This window comes from Paraburkholderia sediminicola, from assembly GCF_046027355.1.
GTDB lineage: Bacteria > Pseudomonadota > Gammaproteobacteria > Burkholderiales > Burkholderiaceae > Paraburkholderia > Paraburkholderia sediminicola_B.
This window is the reverse complement of sequence record NZ_JAQQEK010000020.1, coordinates 20,933-38,453: the sequence shown is the minus strand read 5'-3', so window position 1 is coordinate 38,453 and position 17,521 is coordinate 20,933. Positions and strand designations below refer to the sequence as shown.

General features: G+C 62.4%; 14 protein-coding genes. 3 read left to right on the top strand and 11 right to left on the bottom strand.

Annotation, left to right across the window (positions count from 1 at the left end; genetic code table 11):
- Positions 1-65 precede the first annotated feature (65 nt).
- On the bottom strand, positions 66-1,001 hold the full coding sequence (locus PQR42_RS29035; RefSeq protein ID WP_408389250.1) for a LysR family transcriptional regulator: 936 nt from the start codon (positions 999-1,001) through the stop codon (positions 66-68).
- A 104-nt stretch (positions 1,002-1,105) separates the two neighbouring features.
- Here PQR42_RS29035 and PQR42_RS29030 point away from each other — a divergent pair, with 104 nt between their 5' ends.
- Together PQR42_RS29030 and PQR42_RS29025 are read left to right on the top strand one after the other, a co-directional pair.
- The gene (locus PQR42_RS29030; protein ID WP_408389248.1) at positions 1,106-2,065 is read left to right on the top strand and encodes a GlxA family transcriptional regulator; all 960 of its coding nucleotides are present in this window, start codon (positions 1,106-1,108) and stop codon (positions 2,063-2,065) included.
- A gap of 98 nt (positions 2,066-2,163) precedes the next feature.
- Positions 2,164-2,922 (top strand): SDR family oxidoreductase, encoded by a 759-nt coding sequence (locus PQR42_RS29025; protein WP_408213529.1) that lies wholly within the window; start codon positions 2,164-2,166, stop codon positions 2,920-2,922.
- Between the two features lie 67 nt (positions 2,923-2,989).
- Here PQR42_RS29025 and PQR42_RS29020 read toward each other — a convergent pair whose 3' ends face one another.
- From PQR42_RS29020 to PQR42_RS28995, 6 genes are all read right to left on the bottom strand, one after another.
- Positions 2,990-3,736 (bottom strand): winged helix-turn-helix domain-containing protein, encoded by a 747-nt coding sequence (locus tag PQR42_RS29020; RefSeq protein ID WP_408213532.1) that lies wholly within the window; start codon positions 3,734-3,736, stop codon positions 2,990-2,992.
- Between the two features lie 873 nt (positions 3,737-4,609).
- Positions 4,610-4,975 carry a response regulator gene (locus PQR42_RS29015; protein ID WP_007178665.1) on the bottom strand — a complete coding sequence of 122 codons (366 nt, stop codon included), beginning with the start codon at positions 4,973-4,975 and terminating at the stop codon, positions 4,610-4,612.
- A 20-nt stretch (positions 4,976-4,995) separates the two neighbouring features.
- On the bottom strand, positions 4,996-5,967 hold the full coding sequence (locus PQR42_RS29010; RefSeq protein WP_408389244.1) for a chemotaxis protein CheX: 972 nt from the start codon (positions 5,965-5,967) through the stop codon (positions 4,996-4,998).
- A 37-nt stretch (positions 5,968-6,004) separates the two neighbouring features.
- On the bottom strand, positions 6,005-6,547 hold the full coding sequence (locus PQR42_RS29005) for a hypothetical protein (RefSeq protein WP_408389242.1): 543 nt from the start codon (positions 6,545-6,547) through the stop codon (positions 6,005-6,007).
- Positions 6,544-7,278 (bottom strand): methyl-accepting chemotaxis protein, encoded by a 735-nt coding sequence (locus tag PQR42_RS29000; RefSeq protein WP_408389240.1) that lies wholly within the window; start codon positions 7,276-7,278, stop codon positions 6,544-6,546. The genes PQR42_RS29005 and PQR42_RS29000 overlap by 4 nt, the downstream gene beginning before the upstream one ends.
- A gap of 45 nt (positions 7,279-7,323) precedes the next feature.
- Entirely contained in the window at positions 7,324-9,714 is a 2,391-nt protein-coding gene (locus PQR42_RS28995) for an ATP-binding protein (RefSeq protein ID WP_408389238.1), read from the bottom strand.
- A 279-nt stretch (positions 9,715-9,993) separates the two neighbouring features.
- Between PQR42_RS28995 and PQR42_RS28990 the strand changes: the two genes are divergently transcribed.
- Positions 9,994-11,766, top strand: a complete 1,773-nt coding sequence (locus PQR42_RS28990) for a phospholipase D-like domain-containing protein (protein WP_408389291.1) — start codon at positions 9,994-9,996, stop codon at positions 11,764-11,766.
- Between the two features lie 20 nt (positions 11,767-11,786).
- On the opposite strand, the gene PQR42_RS28985 is transcribed toward PQR42_RS28990, so the two are convergent.
- The 4 genes from PQR42_RS28985 to PQR42_RS28970 all read right to left on the bottom strand — a co-directional run bounded on the left by PQR42_RS28985 (position 11,787) and on the right by PQR42_RS28970 (position 17,510).
- On the bottom strand, positions 11,787-12,482 hold the full coding sequence (locus tag PQR42_RS28985) for a DNA alkylation repair protein (protein ID WP_408389236.1): 696 nt from the start codon (positions 12,480-12,482) through the stop codon (positions 11,787-11,789).
- Positions 12,479-12,655, bottom strand: a complete 177-nt coding sequence (locus PQR42_RS28980; protein WP_408389234.1) for a hypothetical protein — start codon at positions 12,653-12,655, stop codon at positions 12,479-12,481. The genes PQR42_RS28985 and PQR42_RS28980 overlap by 4 nt, the downstream gene beginning before the upstream one ends.
- Positions 12,656-12,876: 221 nt before the next feature.
- Positions 12,877-14,310, bottom strand: coding sequence for an efflux transporter outer membrane subunit (locus PQR42_RS28975; RefSeq protein ID WP_408389232.1), 1,434 nt, complete (start codon positions 14,308-14,310; stop codon positions 12,877-12,879).
- Positions 14,307-17,510 (bottom strand): efflux RND transporter permease subunit, encoded by a 3,204-nt coding sequence (locus tag PQR42_RS28970; RefSeq protein ID WP_408389230.1) that lies wholly within the window; start codon positions 17,508-17,510, stop codon positions 14,307-14,309. The genes PQR42_RS28975 and PQR42_RS28970 overlap by 4 nt, the downstream gene beginning before the upstream one ends.
- Between the last annotated feature and the right edge of the window lie 11 nt (positions 17,511-17,521).

Below are 17,521 nucleotides of genomic sequence, written 5' to 3'. Positions count from 1 at the left end.
GGGCGCGGGCGCGGCGTCCAACCGCAATTCGCCAACGACCGTTCGCGAACGGCGAACGCTCGTCGTCAAGCGGTGGTGGGCGGGACTTCCGAGGCTTCGATGGTGCGCAGATGGTCGAACAATAGGCGGCTCACCGGCGACAATGCGTCGACGTCGCGCACCACCAGCACGAGGCTGCGTGCCGACCAGTCGTCTTCGAGCGGTGCGCCGACGAGACCCAGCGGACGGCCCATAAGTTGATACACCTTGAGCGGCAGCACGCCGACGCCCATGCCGGCCTGCACCATCCGGCAGACCGCGTCGAAGCCGGGCACGTGGATGCGCAGCCGCAGCGGCTTGCCCGCCTGACGCGCGGCGAGATGCGTGCGGGCGTTGATGGAACTCGCGGCGTGCAGACCGACGTGATCGCCATCCAGCGTTTCGACGAAGGCAACGCTTTCGCGCGCCGCCAGCGGGTGATCGTCGCGCATCACGAGCACCAGCGAATCGTGCCGGTAATGTTCGACATGCAGGTCGCGCGTGTCGGCATCGCCGGAACAGATGCCGACGTCGACGAGACTGTCGTCGACGGCTTCGACCACGCCGCCGCTCGGCCGCTCTTCCAGATCGAGTTTGACGCGCTCGTGCTGCAACTGGAACGCGCGCAGATCCTCCGGCAGGAATTCGACGATCGCCGACAGGTTGGCCATCATGCGCACATAGCCGCGCACGCCGCTCGCATGACCGGCCAGTTCGATGCCGATATTCTCGATGTCGCGCATCACGCGGCGCGCGTGATGCAGCAGCGTTTCGCCCGCCGGCGTCAGCGTCATGCCGCGCGCGTTGCGCTGGAACAGCGTGGCGCCGACCGCCTGTTCGAGTTCGAGCAGACGCTTGCTCGCGGCGGAGACGGCAATCGCCTCGCGCTCGGCGGCACGCGTGAGGGTGCCTTCTTCGTAAACCGCGAGAAAGAGTTGCAGCGTGGTGAGGTCGAGCCTTCTGAGAAGGTTTTTGATTACCATGGCGGGACGCCGCGTTGTTGTGCGATGCGCCTATTCTGACGCCAGATGCAAAAAATAGGTGCCGTGCTTCGCGGATCCCGTCCCTCGTCAAAGGAAGTCTTCCGATGCCCACCGTCGCGATCGCGATCTTTCCCGGCGTGCAGGCGCTCGACGTCGCCGGTCCCGTCGACGTGTTTTCCGAAGCTAACCGGTTCATCGCGCCCGCAGATGCTTACGAGGTGAGGTTGCTCAGCGCCGAAGCCGCACCGCTGCGCGCGTCCAACGGCATGATGCTGGTCGCCGACGCTACGTTCGACAAGGCGCGCGGTCCATTCGATCTTGCGTTGGTCGCGGGCGGTCCGGCGCTGCCGGACACCACACCTGATGCGCCTCTGCTCGACTGGCTGGCGAACGTCGCCACAAAGTGCGGCCGCTATGGTTCGATCTGCACCGGCGCGTTCGCGCTCGGTCACGCGGGCCTGCTCGACGGCCGCAACGTCACGACGCATTGGCAGCACGCAGCGCAACTGGCGGCGCAATTTGCAAAGGCGCGCGTCGACTTCGACCGCATCTATCTGCGCGATGGGCAACTCGTCACGTCAGCCGGTGTGACCGCGGGCATCGATCTATCGCTCGCTCTGGTCGCCGAGGATCACGGTCCGCACACGGCGCTCGCCGTCGCCAAACGTCTGGTGGTGTTCGCGCAGCGCCAAGGCGGCCAGTCGCAATTCAGCCCCTACCTGACCGCGCCCGCCGACGACACCTCGCCAGTCGCCAAAGTCCAGGCGCACGTGATGGAGCGGATTCGCGAGAGCTTCACGGTGAAGCAACTGGCGGACGTCGCGGGCATGAGCGCGCGCAACTTCGCGCGCGTGTTCGTGCAGGAGACCGGTGTAACGCCGCATGAATTCGTTGAGCGGGCCCGCGTGGATGCGGCGCGCAAGCTGCTCGAAAGCAGCGCTGCGGCGCTCAAGGCGATTGCGTATGACTGCGGCTTCGGCACGGCGGACCGCATGCGTATTGTCTTCGCCAAGCGAATCGGCGCGACGCCGATGCAGTATCGCGAGCGCTTTCGCTCGGCTTGAAGTGAAGCGCACGCGCGGGCAGTGAGGGCCGCCGCACGCGGAAAAATGTCGCGTGAGAAAATAGCGGCCTTTCCAAGCCAACGATCCCAAGGACCGACATGAGCACTTCTTCTCCGATCCGTGCGATCGTCACCGGCCACACGCGCGGTCTGGGCGCGGCGCTCGCCGAACAACTTCTGGCTCGCGGGATCGCCGTGCTGGGCTTGTCCCGTTCGCGTCACGATGCGCTCAAAGCGCGCTTCCCGGCGCTGCTCGAAGAAATCGAACTGGAACTGGCCGACACCGCACGCGTCGCGCAATGGATCGCGAGCGATGCGCTGCGTGGATTCGTCAGCGGCGCGCAAACGGTTCTGCTGATCAACAACGCGGGCATGGTGCAGCCGATCGGCGCGATTGAAGAACAAGATGCGGCATCCATCGCGACCGCCGTGAGCCTCAATGTCGCCACGCCGTTGATGCTGGCCAGCGCGCTCGCCGCAGCCGCCGTCGACGCAGCCGACCGGCGCATCGTGCACATTTCGAGCGGCGCGGCGCGCAATGCGTATCCCGGCTGGAGCATCTACTGCGCGACGAAGGCCGCGCTCGATCATCACGCGCGCGCCGTCGCACTCGACGCGAATCGTGCGTTGCGTATCTGCAGTCTGGCGCCGGGTGTGATCGATACGAATATGCAGGCGGAGATTCGCGGCAGTGGCGTCGAACAGTTCCCCATGCGCGAGAGATTCGAAGACCTCAAGCGCAACGGCCAACTGTCGACGCCTGAACAAAGTGCCACCCAGTTGCTCGATTACGCATTGAGCGATGCATTCGGTCAAACGCCGGTCGCGGACATTCGCGAGATCGCGAAGGCGGTGTAATGCGCTGATAACGGAGCGCATCGAGCGCTCCCGAAAACCCTCACCTTTCGCCCGAATCACCGCGGATTTACACGCCGGGCGCGACCATCACATCGCGCTCGGCCGCACCGAGTTCGCCGTGCGGCACGAACACGTAGCCGCGTCCCCACACCGTTTGCACATAGCGCGGCTCGGAAGGATCGATTTCGATCAGCCGACGCAGTCGCCAGATCGACACGTCCAGGCTACGCCCTTGATGCAACACGCTATTGCCGCGCAGTTTCTCGTTGAGCTGCACGCGCGTGAGCACGGTCATCGCGTGATTGACAAAGATCTTGAGCAACGCGAACTCGGAACTGCGCAACGCGAAGTGCTCGTTGTCGCGGCGCAATTCGCGCGCGGAGAAGTTCAGTTCGCAGCGGCCGAAGCGATACGGCGGCCGCGTCTCAGGCGCGCCGGGCGCGAGTGAACCGCGCCGTCGCAGCAGCACGCGAATGCGCGCAAGCAGTTCGGCCGGGTCAGCGGGCTTGCTCATGAAGTCGTCGGCGCCGAGTTCGAGACCGATCACGCGATCAATCGCTTTGCTGCTCGCCGATAGCAGAATCACGGGCACGTCGTTGCCGCTCATGCGCAAGTCGCGCAACACGGCGAGGCCGTCGCCGTGCGGCGCCGAGATGTCGAGCACCAGCAACGAAGGCCGCTCCATCTCGACCACGTGCTTGAGCCCGGCGCCGGGCGGACGTGCGGACATGCCGCAGCCCTGCCCGCGCAATGATTCGCCCACCACGGCAGTCAAGCCGGCGTCGGCACCCACGAAAAGAATATGCTGACTCATCCAACTGATTCCAGGAGACGATCGTTTTTCAGAGACAGGCATCTGGCATGCGGATATAGCCGATCCGCGCACCCTGTCGTCCGCGTCGCCATCTTCCCTGCATGCGGGTGTTCTCAAAACGCGGAACAGCCCCCTAGGTTGCCAATTTCTTCCCAACTCTTTCAACGCGAAACGTGATATGAGTCGGCGCGTCTGGCGCACCGTACGATTTTTCGGGTCGGCTCCTGAAAAACCTCACCTTTGACACGGTGTGCTTGGGGTTCGAGGCGAGGTGCGCATCGGATCGCTCCCGAAAACCCTCACCTTTCGAGCTTGGGGGCAGGCCGCAAAGGCATGCTGGGCATGGTTCGACTACGCCAGAACAGGCCACTCCCGCAAACCCTCACCTTTAAAGCCGGTGGAGTAATTTGCATACCCAGGTAAGCAGCCGTGCGCGTGCGGGCCTTTGCACGTAATGGAGATGCGCGATTCGCGCGGGGATGGGTGTTGCGATCGCTATGTATGCCGGCGGCCGACACCACCGTGCCGAAACAGAGGACCGCGGTGAGTGCGGAGCGATTTTGCCGCTCACCGTTTTCAATCAAGGCTCAGTGAGGCTCGCAGAGCGGAAAAAGTAGCATGGTCCGCGCACGCCGCAATAAACCAAACTTTGCGGCGCGCATGATGCGAATACCCGGAGGGTCCCGAATATCCTCACCTTTGAGCAACCAGAGGCAGCGTGAAGCATCGCTTCGATCACTGCGCCAGCTGGTTTATTAGCGTTTTTCCCGTGTTTCGACAGTCACGGTGACCGCGAACCAGGCTCAAACACCGCCTCGGCGCGAAGCTCCCGAAAACTCTCACCTTTGCGCTTGCTTGCAGCAAGAGAAGCGCTTAGCTCGCCAGTTTGCGGAACGTTTCCAGCACCGCGTCGCCCTTGAACGGCTTGACGATCCAGCCTTTCACGCCGGCCGCCTTGCCACGCTCCTTCATCGCAGGGCTGCTCTCGGTTGTGAGCATGATGACATTGACGGTCTTGTTCGCGAGCTCGCCGCGAATCTTTTCGACCATCGTCAGACCGTCCATATTCGGCATGTTGACGTCGCTGATCACCAGCTTGATACCGGGGCTGGCCTTCAGCTTGGCGAGGCCGTCCTTGCCGTCCACCGCCGTGTCGACGTCCAGGCCGTTCTTCTTCAGAAAGCCGGCCACTTCGTCGCGCACCGTGCTCGAGTCATCCACCACCAGAATTTTCGACATGTTTTTTCCTATGACAACACTCAGAACAGATCCAGTTCGCCTGCCTCGACCATTGCGCCGACGTCGTCCGTGACTTCCTTGAAGTCCTCCGGCGACCAGCTCAGGCTGAACACAAAACGTTGATGCAACTTGACCGCACGGCTCGACTGCGGATCCTTCAGCCAGTACGTGAAGCACAGTTGCGGATTGCCGCTGCCGAACGAGATGTACTTGTGCTTGTGATTCACCAGCAGCGGCACTTGCACCTGGCTGCGCGCCCAGGCGTCCGCGTCGCCGACATAGCGGTTCTTGAAGGAACCCCAGATCAGATTCGTCACTTCGCCGAGCACGCTGTTCAGGTCGCGGAAATCCGCTTCGCCGTGCCGCGCGTTGTCGATCATCTGATAACGATCGAGCAGTTCGAGGATCGGCGTCTCTTCGGCCTGCATCATCATGTAGCCGCGGCACCATGCGCTTTCCAGCGGAATCAGGCTGAACACCTCGCCGAAAATGATGCGGTCGCGCACGATATACGGCGTGTCGCACGTGATGGTCAGGTCCTTGAATACGTCGCCGAGAATCGCCTGCGTCATGTCGGCGATGCCGCGCACCAGCGCGTTCGGATAATCCAGGCTGAAGATGTAATCGTCGATCACCTGGCGCAGCGGCGCCATATCGTGCGCGACGTACGCGGCACAGACCACGCGTCGCAAGCTCTCCGGCAAGCCGTCCATGTCCGGGTCGTTGTCCCGGCGCATGATGATCGGCAACTCGGGGCGCACGGCGTTGATCCTGATCGCGATCTCGGCGCTCGCTTCCGGCGAGCCGCCATAACTTTCGGCAAACAGCACCGCGCCCAGATCGATGTTCGAGCGCAGCACCGACTGCAGACGGTTCTTGCCGACCTTCACGCCGACCAGATTGTTCTCGTCGCAAAAGCGCTTCAGCGCTTCCTTGTGCGCCGGGCAGTCGTCCAGCACCAGCACTTTGCTGACCGGCTTGTTCATGTTCATGTCGCGTTCCTGCTCACAGCGGCTATCCATTTCACGGTCAGAACAACTCCAGCTCGCCGCTGGTTTCTTCGACAGCACTCGTATCGGCGACGAAGTCGAGCGGCGCATGCGCGCACACGCACACCGTCGCGGCAAGCCGCACGCTGCCGTCGAGCGTGATCGAATACGACGACAGCAGCGCCGGCTTCAATTCATGCAGATGCGGCAGGCAACGCGCGTTCAGCACATAAGGCGTCGACATGCCGAGGTCGGGGAAATAACGCAGCAACTCCTGATTCATCGCCCCGCAACACAGATTGCAGATTTCCAGAAAGGCCTCCTGGAAGGGCCGTTCGTCGGCCGCGTCTTTCAGGTAGTAGCTGCGCGTGGTGTCGTCTTCGTCGAAATGAAGAATCAGCAGCAGTCTGAATACGATCGACGAAATGGTCAGCACGACCACTTGCGTGTCTTTGGATACGCCGACACTGGTGTCAGCTATCGGCGCGATCTCGCATAGATCGCCTGAATCCAGCGGCAAACGCGCCTGCGCGGCCTTGCGGAAAATGAGGTCGAAGCTGTCCTTGGCGTGGGCCGAGATCACACCGCCACCTCGTGCAGCTTCGAATGAAACTGATGGGCGAGCGACTCGACGCTGGCAAGCGAAGCCGCGATCATCTTGCCGCCCGCCTGAATGTCCTGAAACGTGGACGTCGTGGTCAGGTCGTTGCGATGCAGGCTGTCGCGATAGCTCTTCGACAATTCTTCGGAACGTGCAGCAAGCGCGCGCACTTCGCTCGCCACCACTGCAAAGCCACGGCCGGCCGGACCGGCGCGCGCGGCTTCGATCGACGCGTTCAGTGACACGATCACCACGTGCCGCACAATCGACGACAGCTCCTGATTCTTCGCGTGCATATCGTGGTTTTGCGTCATCAGCGAAATCATCTGTTCGTGCCAGCGCTCGAACGTCGCGCCGAGACTCTTCAGACGCTCGGCTTCGCCGGCGATCTGCCGTGCGTGATGCGCCAACTGGTCTTTGTCCTCGGCGGCCGCTTTCAGTGCGGCGCGCAGTTCGTCGGCGCTTGCCGATTGCTGTATCAAGTCCTCGCGCAGTTGCGTGGTCAAGGCGAGCAGTTCCTGCTCAGCCTGCTCTCGCTCGCGCATGGCTGAACCGTGATCGGCCCGCTCAGCCTCGAGCCTGGAGATGCTGGCTTGCGCTTCGGCGCGCAGCCGTGCCGTCAGCTTCGCGCTGTGCAGCCTGTGCACGGTAAATGCCAGCAGCGCGGTCACCGCGCTGCCTGCTGCCGCCGCCAATACATACTGTTGAATCACAACCGTTCCCTTCGAATTCCGTCGCGACGTACGCCGATGCGGCGCTCAGTCCGCCATCGCGTCGAGTTGCAGTGCGCCGGCTTCGCCACGCGCTTCCACGCCAAGCGTATCGACGGCAAGGCTGTCCGGCAGGCAGACGATCGTCTGGAACTGACGGAACGCCGCGCCCTTGTGATCGTCGGTGAAGCGCAGTTCGATGCTGCCGTTCGCGCGCTTGAGGAAGTCGCGCACGGCATCCATACCGACACCGCGGCCCGACAACTCCGTGACTGTTTCCGCGGTCGAGAAACCCGGCCGGAAAATGAAATCGGCGATGGCTTCATCGCTCAGCATGTCGTCGCGGCCGATCCAGCCACGCTCCATGGCGATGCCGCGAATGCGTTCGAGCGCGAGGCCGCGGCCGTCGTCGCTGAGCGTGATCTGCAGCGCGCCATTGTCCACGCCGACTTCGACAGCGATCGTGCCGGCCGGCGCTTTGCCGTGGGCGCTGCGCGCCTCGGCGGTTTCAATGCCGTGGTCCATCGAATTGCGCAGCAGATGCATGAACACATTGTTCAGCGTGCCGCCCGCCTGGCCACGCAGACGATAGCCGTTGTCGTCGATATGCACGTTCGGCGCGGGCTTGCCCAATTCGCTCGCGAGCGACGGCAGCGAGTCCAGCACGCCGGAGAGCGCGTCGCGGACACTTTCGCTACCCAGTGCGCGCAGCGTGCGGCGCAGCGCATCGCGCATTGACTGAAGTTCGTGCAGTTCGCCGGCGTTGGTCTGCTCCAGCATGCTCAGCGTGTGCTGGATATGCTCCTTCGCGACCATCACGTAGCGGCTCGAGTTGGCGGCGTCGTTCGCTTGGCCCTTGTTCTTGCGGCCAAGGCTCTGCTCGTTGATTTTCGCGTAGCTCTCGATGGCTTCGCGCACGCGCGTCAGTTCGCGCATCAGATGCTCCTGATCCCACGAACGATCCGCGTCCGGTTGACGCAACTCGTGATAGCTCTGCTCGGTTTCGTGCACGACGTTGGTCAGATGCTGCAGGTTGTAGGTCCGCGCATTGCCCTTGATGGTGTGCATGTTGCGGAACAGTTCTGCAATCGCCGCGTGATCCGCCTCCGAATGCTTGCGGATAATCCGCTCGTTCTCACTGATAAACCCAGCCGAGCTCTCGATGAAGTGGTGGAACTTCTCCTCGCTGACCGCGAGAATCTCGCCGATCATGTCGAGGCGCCGGCGTTGTTCGCTGGCTTCCGCCGCGAGTTTGCGCAATTCAGTGACGTCGCGCACGCAGAGCATCAGGCGCACGATCACGTCGTTTTCATCGGTAATTGCCGACCAGCTCAGGTCGAGAATCTTCACGCGGCCGTCGGGCATACGTTTGGAAATCTCGCCGACCAGCAGATGCTGATTGAACGCAAAGTTGATGCAGTCTTCGCCGAGACACGCATGCGCGGCCGCATCGACTTGAGAGAGCGCATCCGAGCCGAGATCGGTATCCGCGAACACCAACTCCATCAAACCGCGCCCGGCAATATCCTTCGTTTCGAAGATGTCTTCCAGATACGCCGAGTACTCCGCGTGGATCACGGCGCCGTCGATCACCGTCAGAATGCCTTGCTGCATGTTCTGCAACATCGCCTGAATGTCGGCGGTTTTCTGCTTGAGTTGCGCCGAGCTCTCCTGAATCTTCTCGATCATGCCGTTGAAGGCGACGATCGAATGGCCGATCTCGTCGAGCCGGCCCACCGGCACGCGCCGCGTAAAGTCCTGGCTCGAGGCGATCTCGCTCATCATCGCTTGCATGCGGCTGAGCGGGCGCGTGATCTGCCGGTAGAGCAGCGAGCCGATGGAGGTCAGCAAGATGATCGCGATGCCCGTGACGACGGCGATTGCCGTGGTCGTGGTCGAGAGCGTGGTGTTCAGCGTGGCGATCGCCTCGTCTTTCTCGCGATTCTTCTCAACACGCAAGGTTTCGACAATCCCTTCGAGTTCGTCGCGATACTGCGCGACGTTGGCGAACAGATACGCCTGCGCGAGTTCGTTCTTGCCGTCGGCCTTCATCTTGGCCGTCTCGGCGATCGCGGAGAAATAGTTTTCCAGGCTGTCGTTGGCCTGCGAAACCAGACCCTTCTGGGCGTGGCTCGCGGCATCTTGGGCTTGCAAGGCGAGCGCCTGTTGCAGCGAGGCCCGCTTCTTCTTCAGTTCGTCCTGTGCCTGGGCGACCATGTTGGCGTCGGGCGCGTAGACCAGCGTCATCGTGGCGAGCTGCACATCCTTGACTTGCGACACGAGGTCGGCAGAAGCGAGCGCGCTGGGCACGACGCCTTCCGTTACCTTGCGCACCTCGGCGGCGCTGCCGCGCGTCTGGTAGACAGCGTAGCCGCCGATCGCCGATAAGGCGACGAACATCAAAACAACCAATAGCGTGATGCGATGACGAATAGTCATGTGAACCCCCCGGGGTCTGGCCGTCGCGTCAGCCCTCGTTGGGAGCAGCGCGTTTTATGCGAAATTTGGTCTGACTTGCAGCGCTGCGGAGTATTGCGCACGCATGTTACTAAGCGATGACTGCAGACTTTTAGAGCGCATTCGACGCGTTAAATTTATCGCTAAAGTTTCTGCATAAAATGCCGTTAATTAATATCTTTTTCGATTTTGCGTCTTGTCACCATTTCAACAAACTGCGCATCCAGACTAAAGCTCCATTCGACATCATGGAGCCAAATGATGAATGTGAGCGTGCGTAGCTATCTGTCCCCGACACTCGTCCTACTCGCTTTCGATTGGCCCGAAGGCGGCACCCGCGAAGACTTCCTCGGTTTCGCCATCAAACGGACGCCGGGTTTTCTCGCCGCCGATGGACACGAACGCGAAGCCAGCAGCTGGCTGCCCAACCGGTTGACCTTCAAAGGCGTGGTGCCGGACACGCAGAAAGACGCGCCGACGAATGAGGCGCCCATTCAGAAATTCATGTGGTGGGATGCGCGGATCGACGAAGCGGATCGGGAGAAGTCGTTCACTTATCTCGTCTATCCGGTGGTCGGCACGCCGGGGGCGCCGCAATTGCTCGACGCGCAGAAGGGCGAATGCAAGTTGACGCTGCCCGCCCATATGGAGGCGAACATCGGCTCGTGGTTCAACCGCGCCGTGGTCAGCTCGCAGGCGTTCGCGCGTAAAGTCGCCGCGTTGCACCTCGCGCCGAACGCGGCGCCGTCGCCGGAGCAGGCATTGCGCCTGCGCACCTGGCTCGCGAACGATTTGCAGGAAGTCTTCGCGCTCACGCTCGATCAAGCGCATCGCGCGGCGTCGGCGGTGTACCACCTGACCGATCCGCTCTGGGCAATTCCTGCCTTCGAGGCTTTCGGCAAGAAGCAGGGCAAAGCATCGCTTGCCATTGTTTACGACTCGCACGAGGTCTCGCAGAAGGGCAAGCCGCCGGCACCGTCGCCGAATCAACCCGCCGTCGACCAGCTCGCCGATGTCGCCACGTTCGCGCCGCGCGACAAGACGCACATCATGCATGACAAGTTCATCGTGGTGGACAACGGCAATGGCGAGGCGTCACCGGCGCGCGTATTGACGGGATCGGCCAACTTCACCACCGAAGGCATCACGGAGCAGGCGAACGTGCTCCATCTGTTCGACTCGCCGGAACTGGCCACGCTGTACAGCGAGCGCGCCGAGGCGCTCGCCGGCAATCCGACCATTGCCGCGACAGCGAAGCTCACGCCAGGTTGGTCCGAGTCGATCGAGATCGGCAGCGCGAAAGTGCGGGTCTGTTTTTCACCGGAAGCGAAGGACTCGCGTTTGCAGATCGACACGATCGTCGACGCCATCAACAACGCGAAGCACTCCGTGGTGTTTTGCCTTTTCATGCCGACGGACGCGCCGCTGCGCGATGCCTGTTTCGCGGCCGGCGACAAAGGCCGGATGATGTTCGGCCTCGTCAACCACATCAGCCCGAAGTCGGCGGAAGCGGCGGAGGAGGCGGAGAACAACGGCCAGATCGTCTCGACGACCGCGCTCGCCAACATGGAGCTGTATCACCGCGGCCGGGACAAGCACGACGTGATCGACGCGGAGTATTTTTCACCGGCGACCGTGCCGGCAGGGTTCGAACCCGAGCTGCGCCTTTTTCCAGGCGAACACGCGCCGAGCTACGCGCCGGTCATCATTCACCACAAGTTCCTGGTGATCGACGCGGAGGGCGCGAATCCGGTCGTCTACACGGGCTCCGCGAACATGAGCAATAACTCGGAACATTTCAACGACGAGAACCTGCTGGAGATTCGCGACCGCCGCATCGCCGGCACGTATCTCGCGGAATTTCTGCGGCTCTACGAGCACTATCGGGCGCGCGCGTTGGCGATACAGCAAAAGAACGACGGCACGCATCAGCGTTTGATGCTGGCGCCGGATGGGTCGTGGGCGAAGAAGTATTTCGTCGCGGACAGTCCGGAAGACAAAGCGCGGGTTGCGCTCGCGCACGGCGGTGATTAGATCGAGTGCGATCGAAGGCGTCAGCGAATCGGCGGCAGATGCTTCGACGCCTCGTGCAGGGTGAGCGGCGAGATAAGGTCTCGTGATGCCGACAGAAAGCCGCTCACCGTGTCGGGCGCGTGCCGCGCGTAGTCTCTCAACGCCCAACCGATTGCCTTGCGGATAAAGAAATCACTTTCCCCCGCAAGCAAACGCGCGTAACCGAAGAGGCGATCTTCGTCGGTATGCCCGCGCCAGCCGAGTTGATGAATCATCGCGATGCGCCGCACCCACAGCGATTCGTGCTGAAGCGCGGCATCCATTACGGCCTGCGCCTGCGGCGTCTCGACTCGCGCTGCTTTCAGCACATCGCCGACCACGGCCGCGAGCGGATCGATCGAATCCCACCACGACGCGTGCTGCGCGATGGCCAGCAGATGCGCGATGTCGGTGACCGCAAGCGTCTTCCAGTTGCGCGCCAACAGATCTGTCGCGACGTACTGGTATTCACGCGCCGGCATTGTCCATAAGCGATTGGCGCACGCCAGCAAGTGATCGGCGCTCTCCACCGGCAGCCGCTTGAAGACCGGCGTTACCGCTTGTCGCCGTAGCGGTGTCGGCACGCCGATAAAGTCGAACTGGTGACGCATGTACGCACGCATGGCGAACGCTCGCTCCGTGTCCGCGTGCGGCGCGAGCGCGGCCTTGATTTCCTTGGCGAAGGCGTTGGGCGTCATTGGGGAAAGCGCTCGACATGAACTTCACCGCAACGGTAATCGGTGAAATACGATTCGATGCCGGCCTCACCGAGCGCGGACACCACGGAGCCGAGGTCGATCGCGCCGTTGTGCGAGCGCTGCGCACAGTCTTCGGCAACGCGACGGCTTGCTTCATCGAGCGTGGCGGACATTGTGATCTCCAGCAGAGTTGGACGTTTATTCGATGGAAGCATCAAAGATATGTTGGCCGAATGCTAGTTTTCCAGGAAATCAATGTCAAATTAACGGGAAAACCGCCCGATGAGAATTCGAACTTCCGCTCCCGAATTCCCTCACCTTTGTATTTAAAGTGCGCACACAGGTAGCTATATTCTCACCTCGCCGGCTCCCGAATCTTCTCACCTATACGCTTTCAACCTTGCTCCCAACCTCCGCCCAGCACCTTATACAACGTCACGAGATTGGCTTGCCGCGACAGCGTATCGGTCGCGAGTTGCTGCTGCGCGGTGTAGAGCGTGCGCTGCGCGTCGAGGAAAGTCAGAAAGCTATCCGTGCCCGCCTTGTAACGCGCTTCGGCCAGCGTGTAGTAACGCTGCGAGGACGCCACGTATTCGCGATCCGCCTGCACCTGATCGACGTAAGTGGCGCGCGCCGTCAGCGCATTCGAGACCTCTTTGAACGCCGTCTGGATCGTGCTTTCGTAGTCGGCGACCTCGATCTGCTTCTCGATCTTCGCGACATCGAGCGATGCCTTGTTGCTGCCGTAATCGAAGATCGGCACCGACACGCTCGGCGCGAACGCCCACGCTCCCGTGCCGGCCTTGAACAGACTCGAGAGCGTCGAACTCGACGTGCCGGCCGTCGCTGTCAATTCGATCTTCGGGAAGAACGCGGCGCGCGCGGCGCCGATATTCGCGTTCGCCGCTTTCAACGCGTGCTCCGCCTGCACGATGTCAGGGCGACGGGTGAGCAACAGCGACGGCACGCCCGCACCGATGTCGGCGAACATCGACTCATCGTCGAATGAGCGGGCAGGCGGCAGGTCGTCGGGAATCGGCGCGCCGAGCACGGCGACCAGGTTGTTGCGGTCTTGCGCGACGGCGCGACGGTAAGACGCCAGGCTGGCCTTCGCGCTAGCCAGAGAGTTCTCGGCTTGTTGCACGTCGAGCAGAGAAGAGTTGCCCAACTCCTGCACGCGCTTCGTCACCTCGTAGGTCGACTGATCCGCCTTGACCGTGTCTTCGGTCAACTGCAGCAGGCGCTCATCGGACAGCAAGGTCAGATAGTCGGTCGCTACCGTCGCGATCAGACTGATCTGCGTGCTTTGGCGCGATGCATCCGTTGCGAGGTAATTTTCCAGCGCTTGACGCTTGAGGCTGCGCAAGCGCCCAAAGAAATCGATTTCCCACGACGTCGTGCCGACGTTGAGATCGCTGACACTGGACGTCACGCCTTGGGTCCGCTCGCGAGTCAGGCTGCCGCTCGCGCTGATTGACGGCGCAAGCGCGGCGCGCGTGATGCGGTATTGCGCTTCGTACTCGGCGACGTTCAACGCCGCCACGCGCATGTCGCGGTTGTTCGCCAGCGCGATGTCGATCAACCGCTGCAGACGCTCATCGCGAAAGAAGCTTCGCCATGCGGTATCGACGGCGAGCAGTGGTGTGGCGGCCGTGCCGCTCGCGCTCTTTGAAGCCGCCGCCGCGCTCGTGCTTTCGTAGGCATCGCCTCGCGGATACGCCACCGCAACCGGCGCCGCAGGCCGCTCATAGTGCGGATCGAGCGTGCAGCCCGTGAGCACGGTGAGCGCGAACGCCACTGCGCAGGCACCGAGTTTGAGTCTCATCATTCAACACCTTCCTGTTGCTTGGTGTCGCCGTGTTCGCCGAACAGGCGTCGCACGACGACGAAGAACACCGGCACGAAAAAGATCGCGAGGAACGTGGCGGCGATCATGCCGCCCATCACGCCGGTGCCGATCGCATGACGGCTCGCCGAACCGGCGCCGGTGCTGATCACGAGCGGCAAGACACCGAATATGAACGCGAGCGACGTCATCAGAATCGGCCGCAGTCGCAGCCGGGCGGCTTCGATGGTCGCGTCGATCAGCCCGCGCCCCTGTGCCTGCAGATCCTTGGCGAATTCGACGATCAGGATCGCGTTCTTGGTGGACAGGCCGATGGTTGCGAGCAAGCCGACCTTGAAATAGATGTCGTCGGAGAGCCCGCGGATATGCGCGCCCAGCACCGCGCCGAGCACGCCGAGCGGCACCACCAGAATCACCGCGATCGGAATGGACCAGCTTTCATACAGACCGGCGAGGCAGAGGAACACCACGATCAGCGAAATCGCGTATAGATAGATCGCCTGCGAACCGGCAATGCGCTCCTGGTACGATTGCCCGGTCCAGTCGATGCCGTAGCCCGCGGGCAGTTTCTTGACGAGCGCGTCGACGGCGTCCATTGCCTGGCCCGTGCTGGTGTTCGCGCCGGTTTGCGCGGTGATTTCCATCGCCAGCGTGCGGTTGAAGCGCTCGATCTGCGGCGGCCCGAAGGTCCATTTACCGGTGGCGAAGGCGGAGAAGGGCACCATCTCGCCGTCGTAACCGCTTGTGGTCGAGCTGCTCGTGGTGGCAGTCGCACTTGTGCTTGTCGAAGTGGTGCTGCTCGAACTGCTCGTGGTGCTCGACCGCACATACCATCGACCGATGTCCGACGGCATCATCCGGTAGGGCGCATCGGCCTGGACATAGACCTTTTGAATCCGCCCCGTGTCGACATAGTTGTTCACATACGACGAGCCGAACGCCGTCTGCAACGTGTCGCTCACATCGGCAATGGAGAGCCCGAGCGCGCTCGCCTTCTCACGGTCGATGTCGACATGAAACTGTGGCGTATCGTCGAGACCGCCGGGACGCATGCCGGACAGCGCGCTGTCTTTGGCAGCGAGCGCGAGCAGTTGCTGGCGCGCGGCCATCAGCTTGTCGTGCCCTTGGCCCGCGCGGTCTTCCAGTTCGAAGTCGAGACCGCTCTGCGTGCCGAGTTCCTGAATGGCCGGCGGATTGAGCGCGAAAATCTGCGCGTCGCGCGTGGCGGCGAAGTGCATGTTGGCGTGCTGGATGAGCGCCGCCGCCGAGCCGTCCTTGCCGCGCCGCGTGCTCCAGTCCTTGAGCTTCACGAAGGTCAACGCGTTGTTCTGGCCGGAGCCGTTGAAGCTGAAGCCCGTCAGCGCAATGATCTTGTCGACCTGCGGAAGCGCGAGATAATAGGCTTCGACCTTTTTCACCGTTTCCAGCGTCTGCGCGGACGGCGTTCCGACGGGCGCGGAAATCGACGTGATGATGATCCCCTGATCCTCGTCCGGCAGGTACGACGAGGGCAGCTTCATGAAGAGCAACGCCACGACGCCCGCGATCAACACATAGATCACCATGTAGCGCATCGGATTGCCGATCACGCGCGAGACCGCCGAGTCGTAGCGATCGGTGCCGCGCGCAAGCACGCGGTTGAACCAGCCGAACACGCCGCGTTTCGCGTGATGCTCGACGTCGGTGCGCCGCAGCAAAGTCGCGCACAGCGCCGGCGTGAGCGTCAGTGCGAGGAACACCGAGAGCAGCATCGCCGCGACGATCGTCACGGAGAACTGCCGATAGATCGCGCCCGTCGAGCCCGAGAAGAACGCCATCGGAATGAACACGGCGATCAGCACCGTCGTGATGCCGACCAGTGCGCCGGTGATCTGCTTCATCGCCTTGCGCGTGGCTTCGACCGGAGACAGTCCTTCTTCGGCGATCAACCGCTCGACGTTTTCGACGACCACGATGGCGTCGTCCACCAGCAAGCCGATTGCCAGCACCAGCCCGAACATCGACAGCACGTTGATCGAAAAGCCGACCACCGACATCACCGCGAACGTGCCGAGCAAGGCCACCGGCACGACAATGGTCGGAATCAGCGTCGCGCGCAGGTTCTGCAAAAACACGTACATCACGACGAACACCAGCATCACCGCTTCGACCAGCGTCTTCACCACTTCTTCGATCGAGATCTTCACGAATGGCGTGGTGTCGTACGGATAGTCGACCACCACGTTGCGCGGCAATTGCCCGCTCAGTTCGTCGAGCTTGGCGCGCACGGCCTTCGCGACGCTCATGGCATTCGCGCCGCTCGCGAGCTTGACCGCGAGCGAGGCCGCCGGCTTGCCGTTCAGGCGTGAGTCCGTGCTGTAGTCGTCGCCGCCCACCTCGACGCGCGCGACGTCCTTGAGCATGACCTTCGAGCCGTCGCTATTCACACGCAGCAGGATCGCGCCGAACTGCGCGGGCGTGGTGAGCAGGCTCGACGCGGAAATCGTCGCGTTGATGGCCTGCGTTTTCGTGGACGGCGAGCCGCCGATCTGGCCCACGGAGAGTTGCACGTTCTGATTCGTGATCGCGGTGGTCACGTCGGCAGTGGTCAGCCCGACCGCCTGCAGCTTCACCGGATCGAGCCAGATGCGCATGGCGTGTTGCGCGCCGAACAGCGTGACGTCGCCGACGCCGTCGATCTGCGTGAGCGGGTCCTCGATCTGCGTGGCGATGATATTGCCGAGATCGATTGAATTCATGCTGCCGTCCGTCGACGACAGCGACACGATCATCAGGAACGCGTTGGCCGCTTTCGCGACCTGCACGCCTTGCTCCTGAACCGTCTCCGGCAGCGACGAACTGGCCTGCTCCACCTTGTTCTGCACTTGCACCTGCGCGATATCCGCATTGGTGCCTTGCTGGAACGTGAGCGTGATGCGCGCCTGTCCGGACGAACTGCTGGTGGACGACATATAGAGCAGATGGTCGATGCCGCTCAGCTTTTGCTCGATCACCTGCGTGACGGTGGTCGCGATGGTTTCGGCCGAGGCGCCCGGATAGGTCGCCGTGATCTGCACGGAAACCGGCGCCACGCTCGGATACTGTTCGACCGGAAGCGTCCCAATGGAAGCACCGCCGATCATCATGATGACGATCGCGATGACCCATGCGAGGATCGGTCGGTTGATAAAAAATCCTGCCATGAGAATCTCGC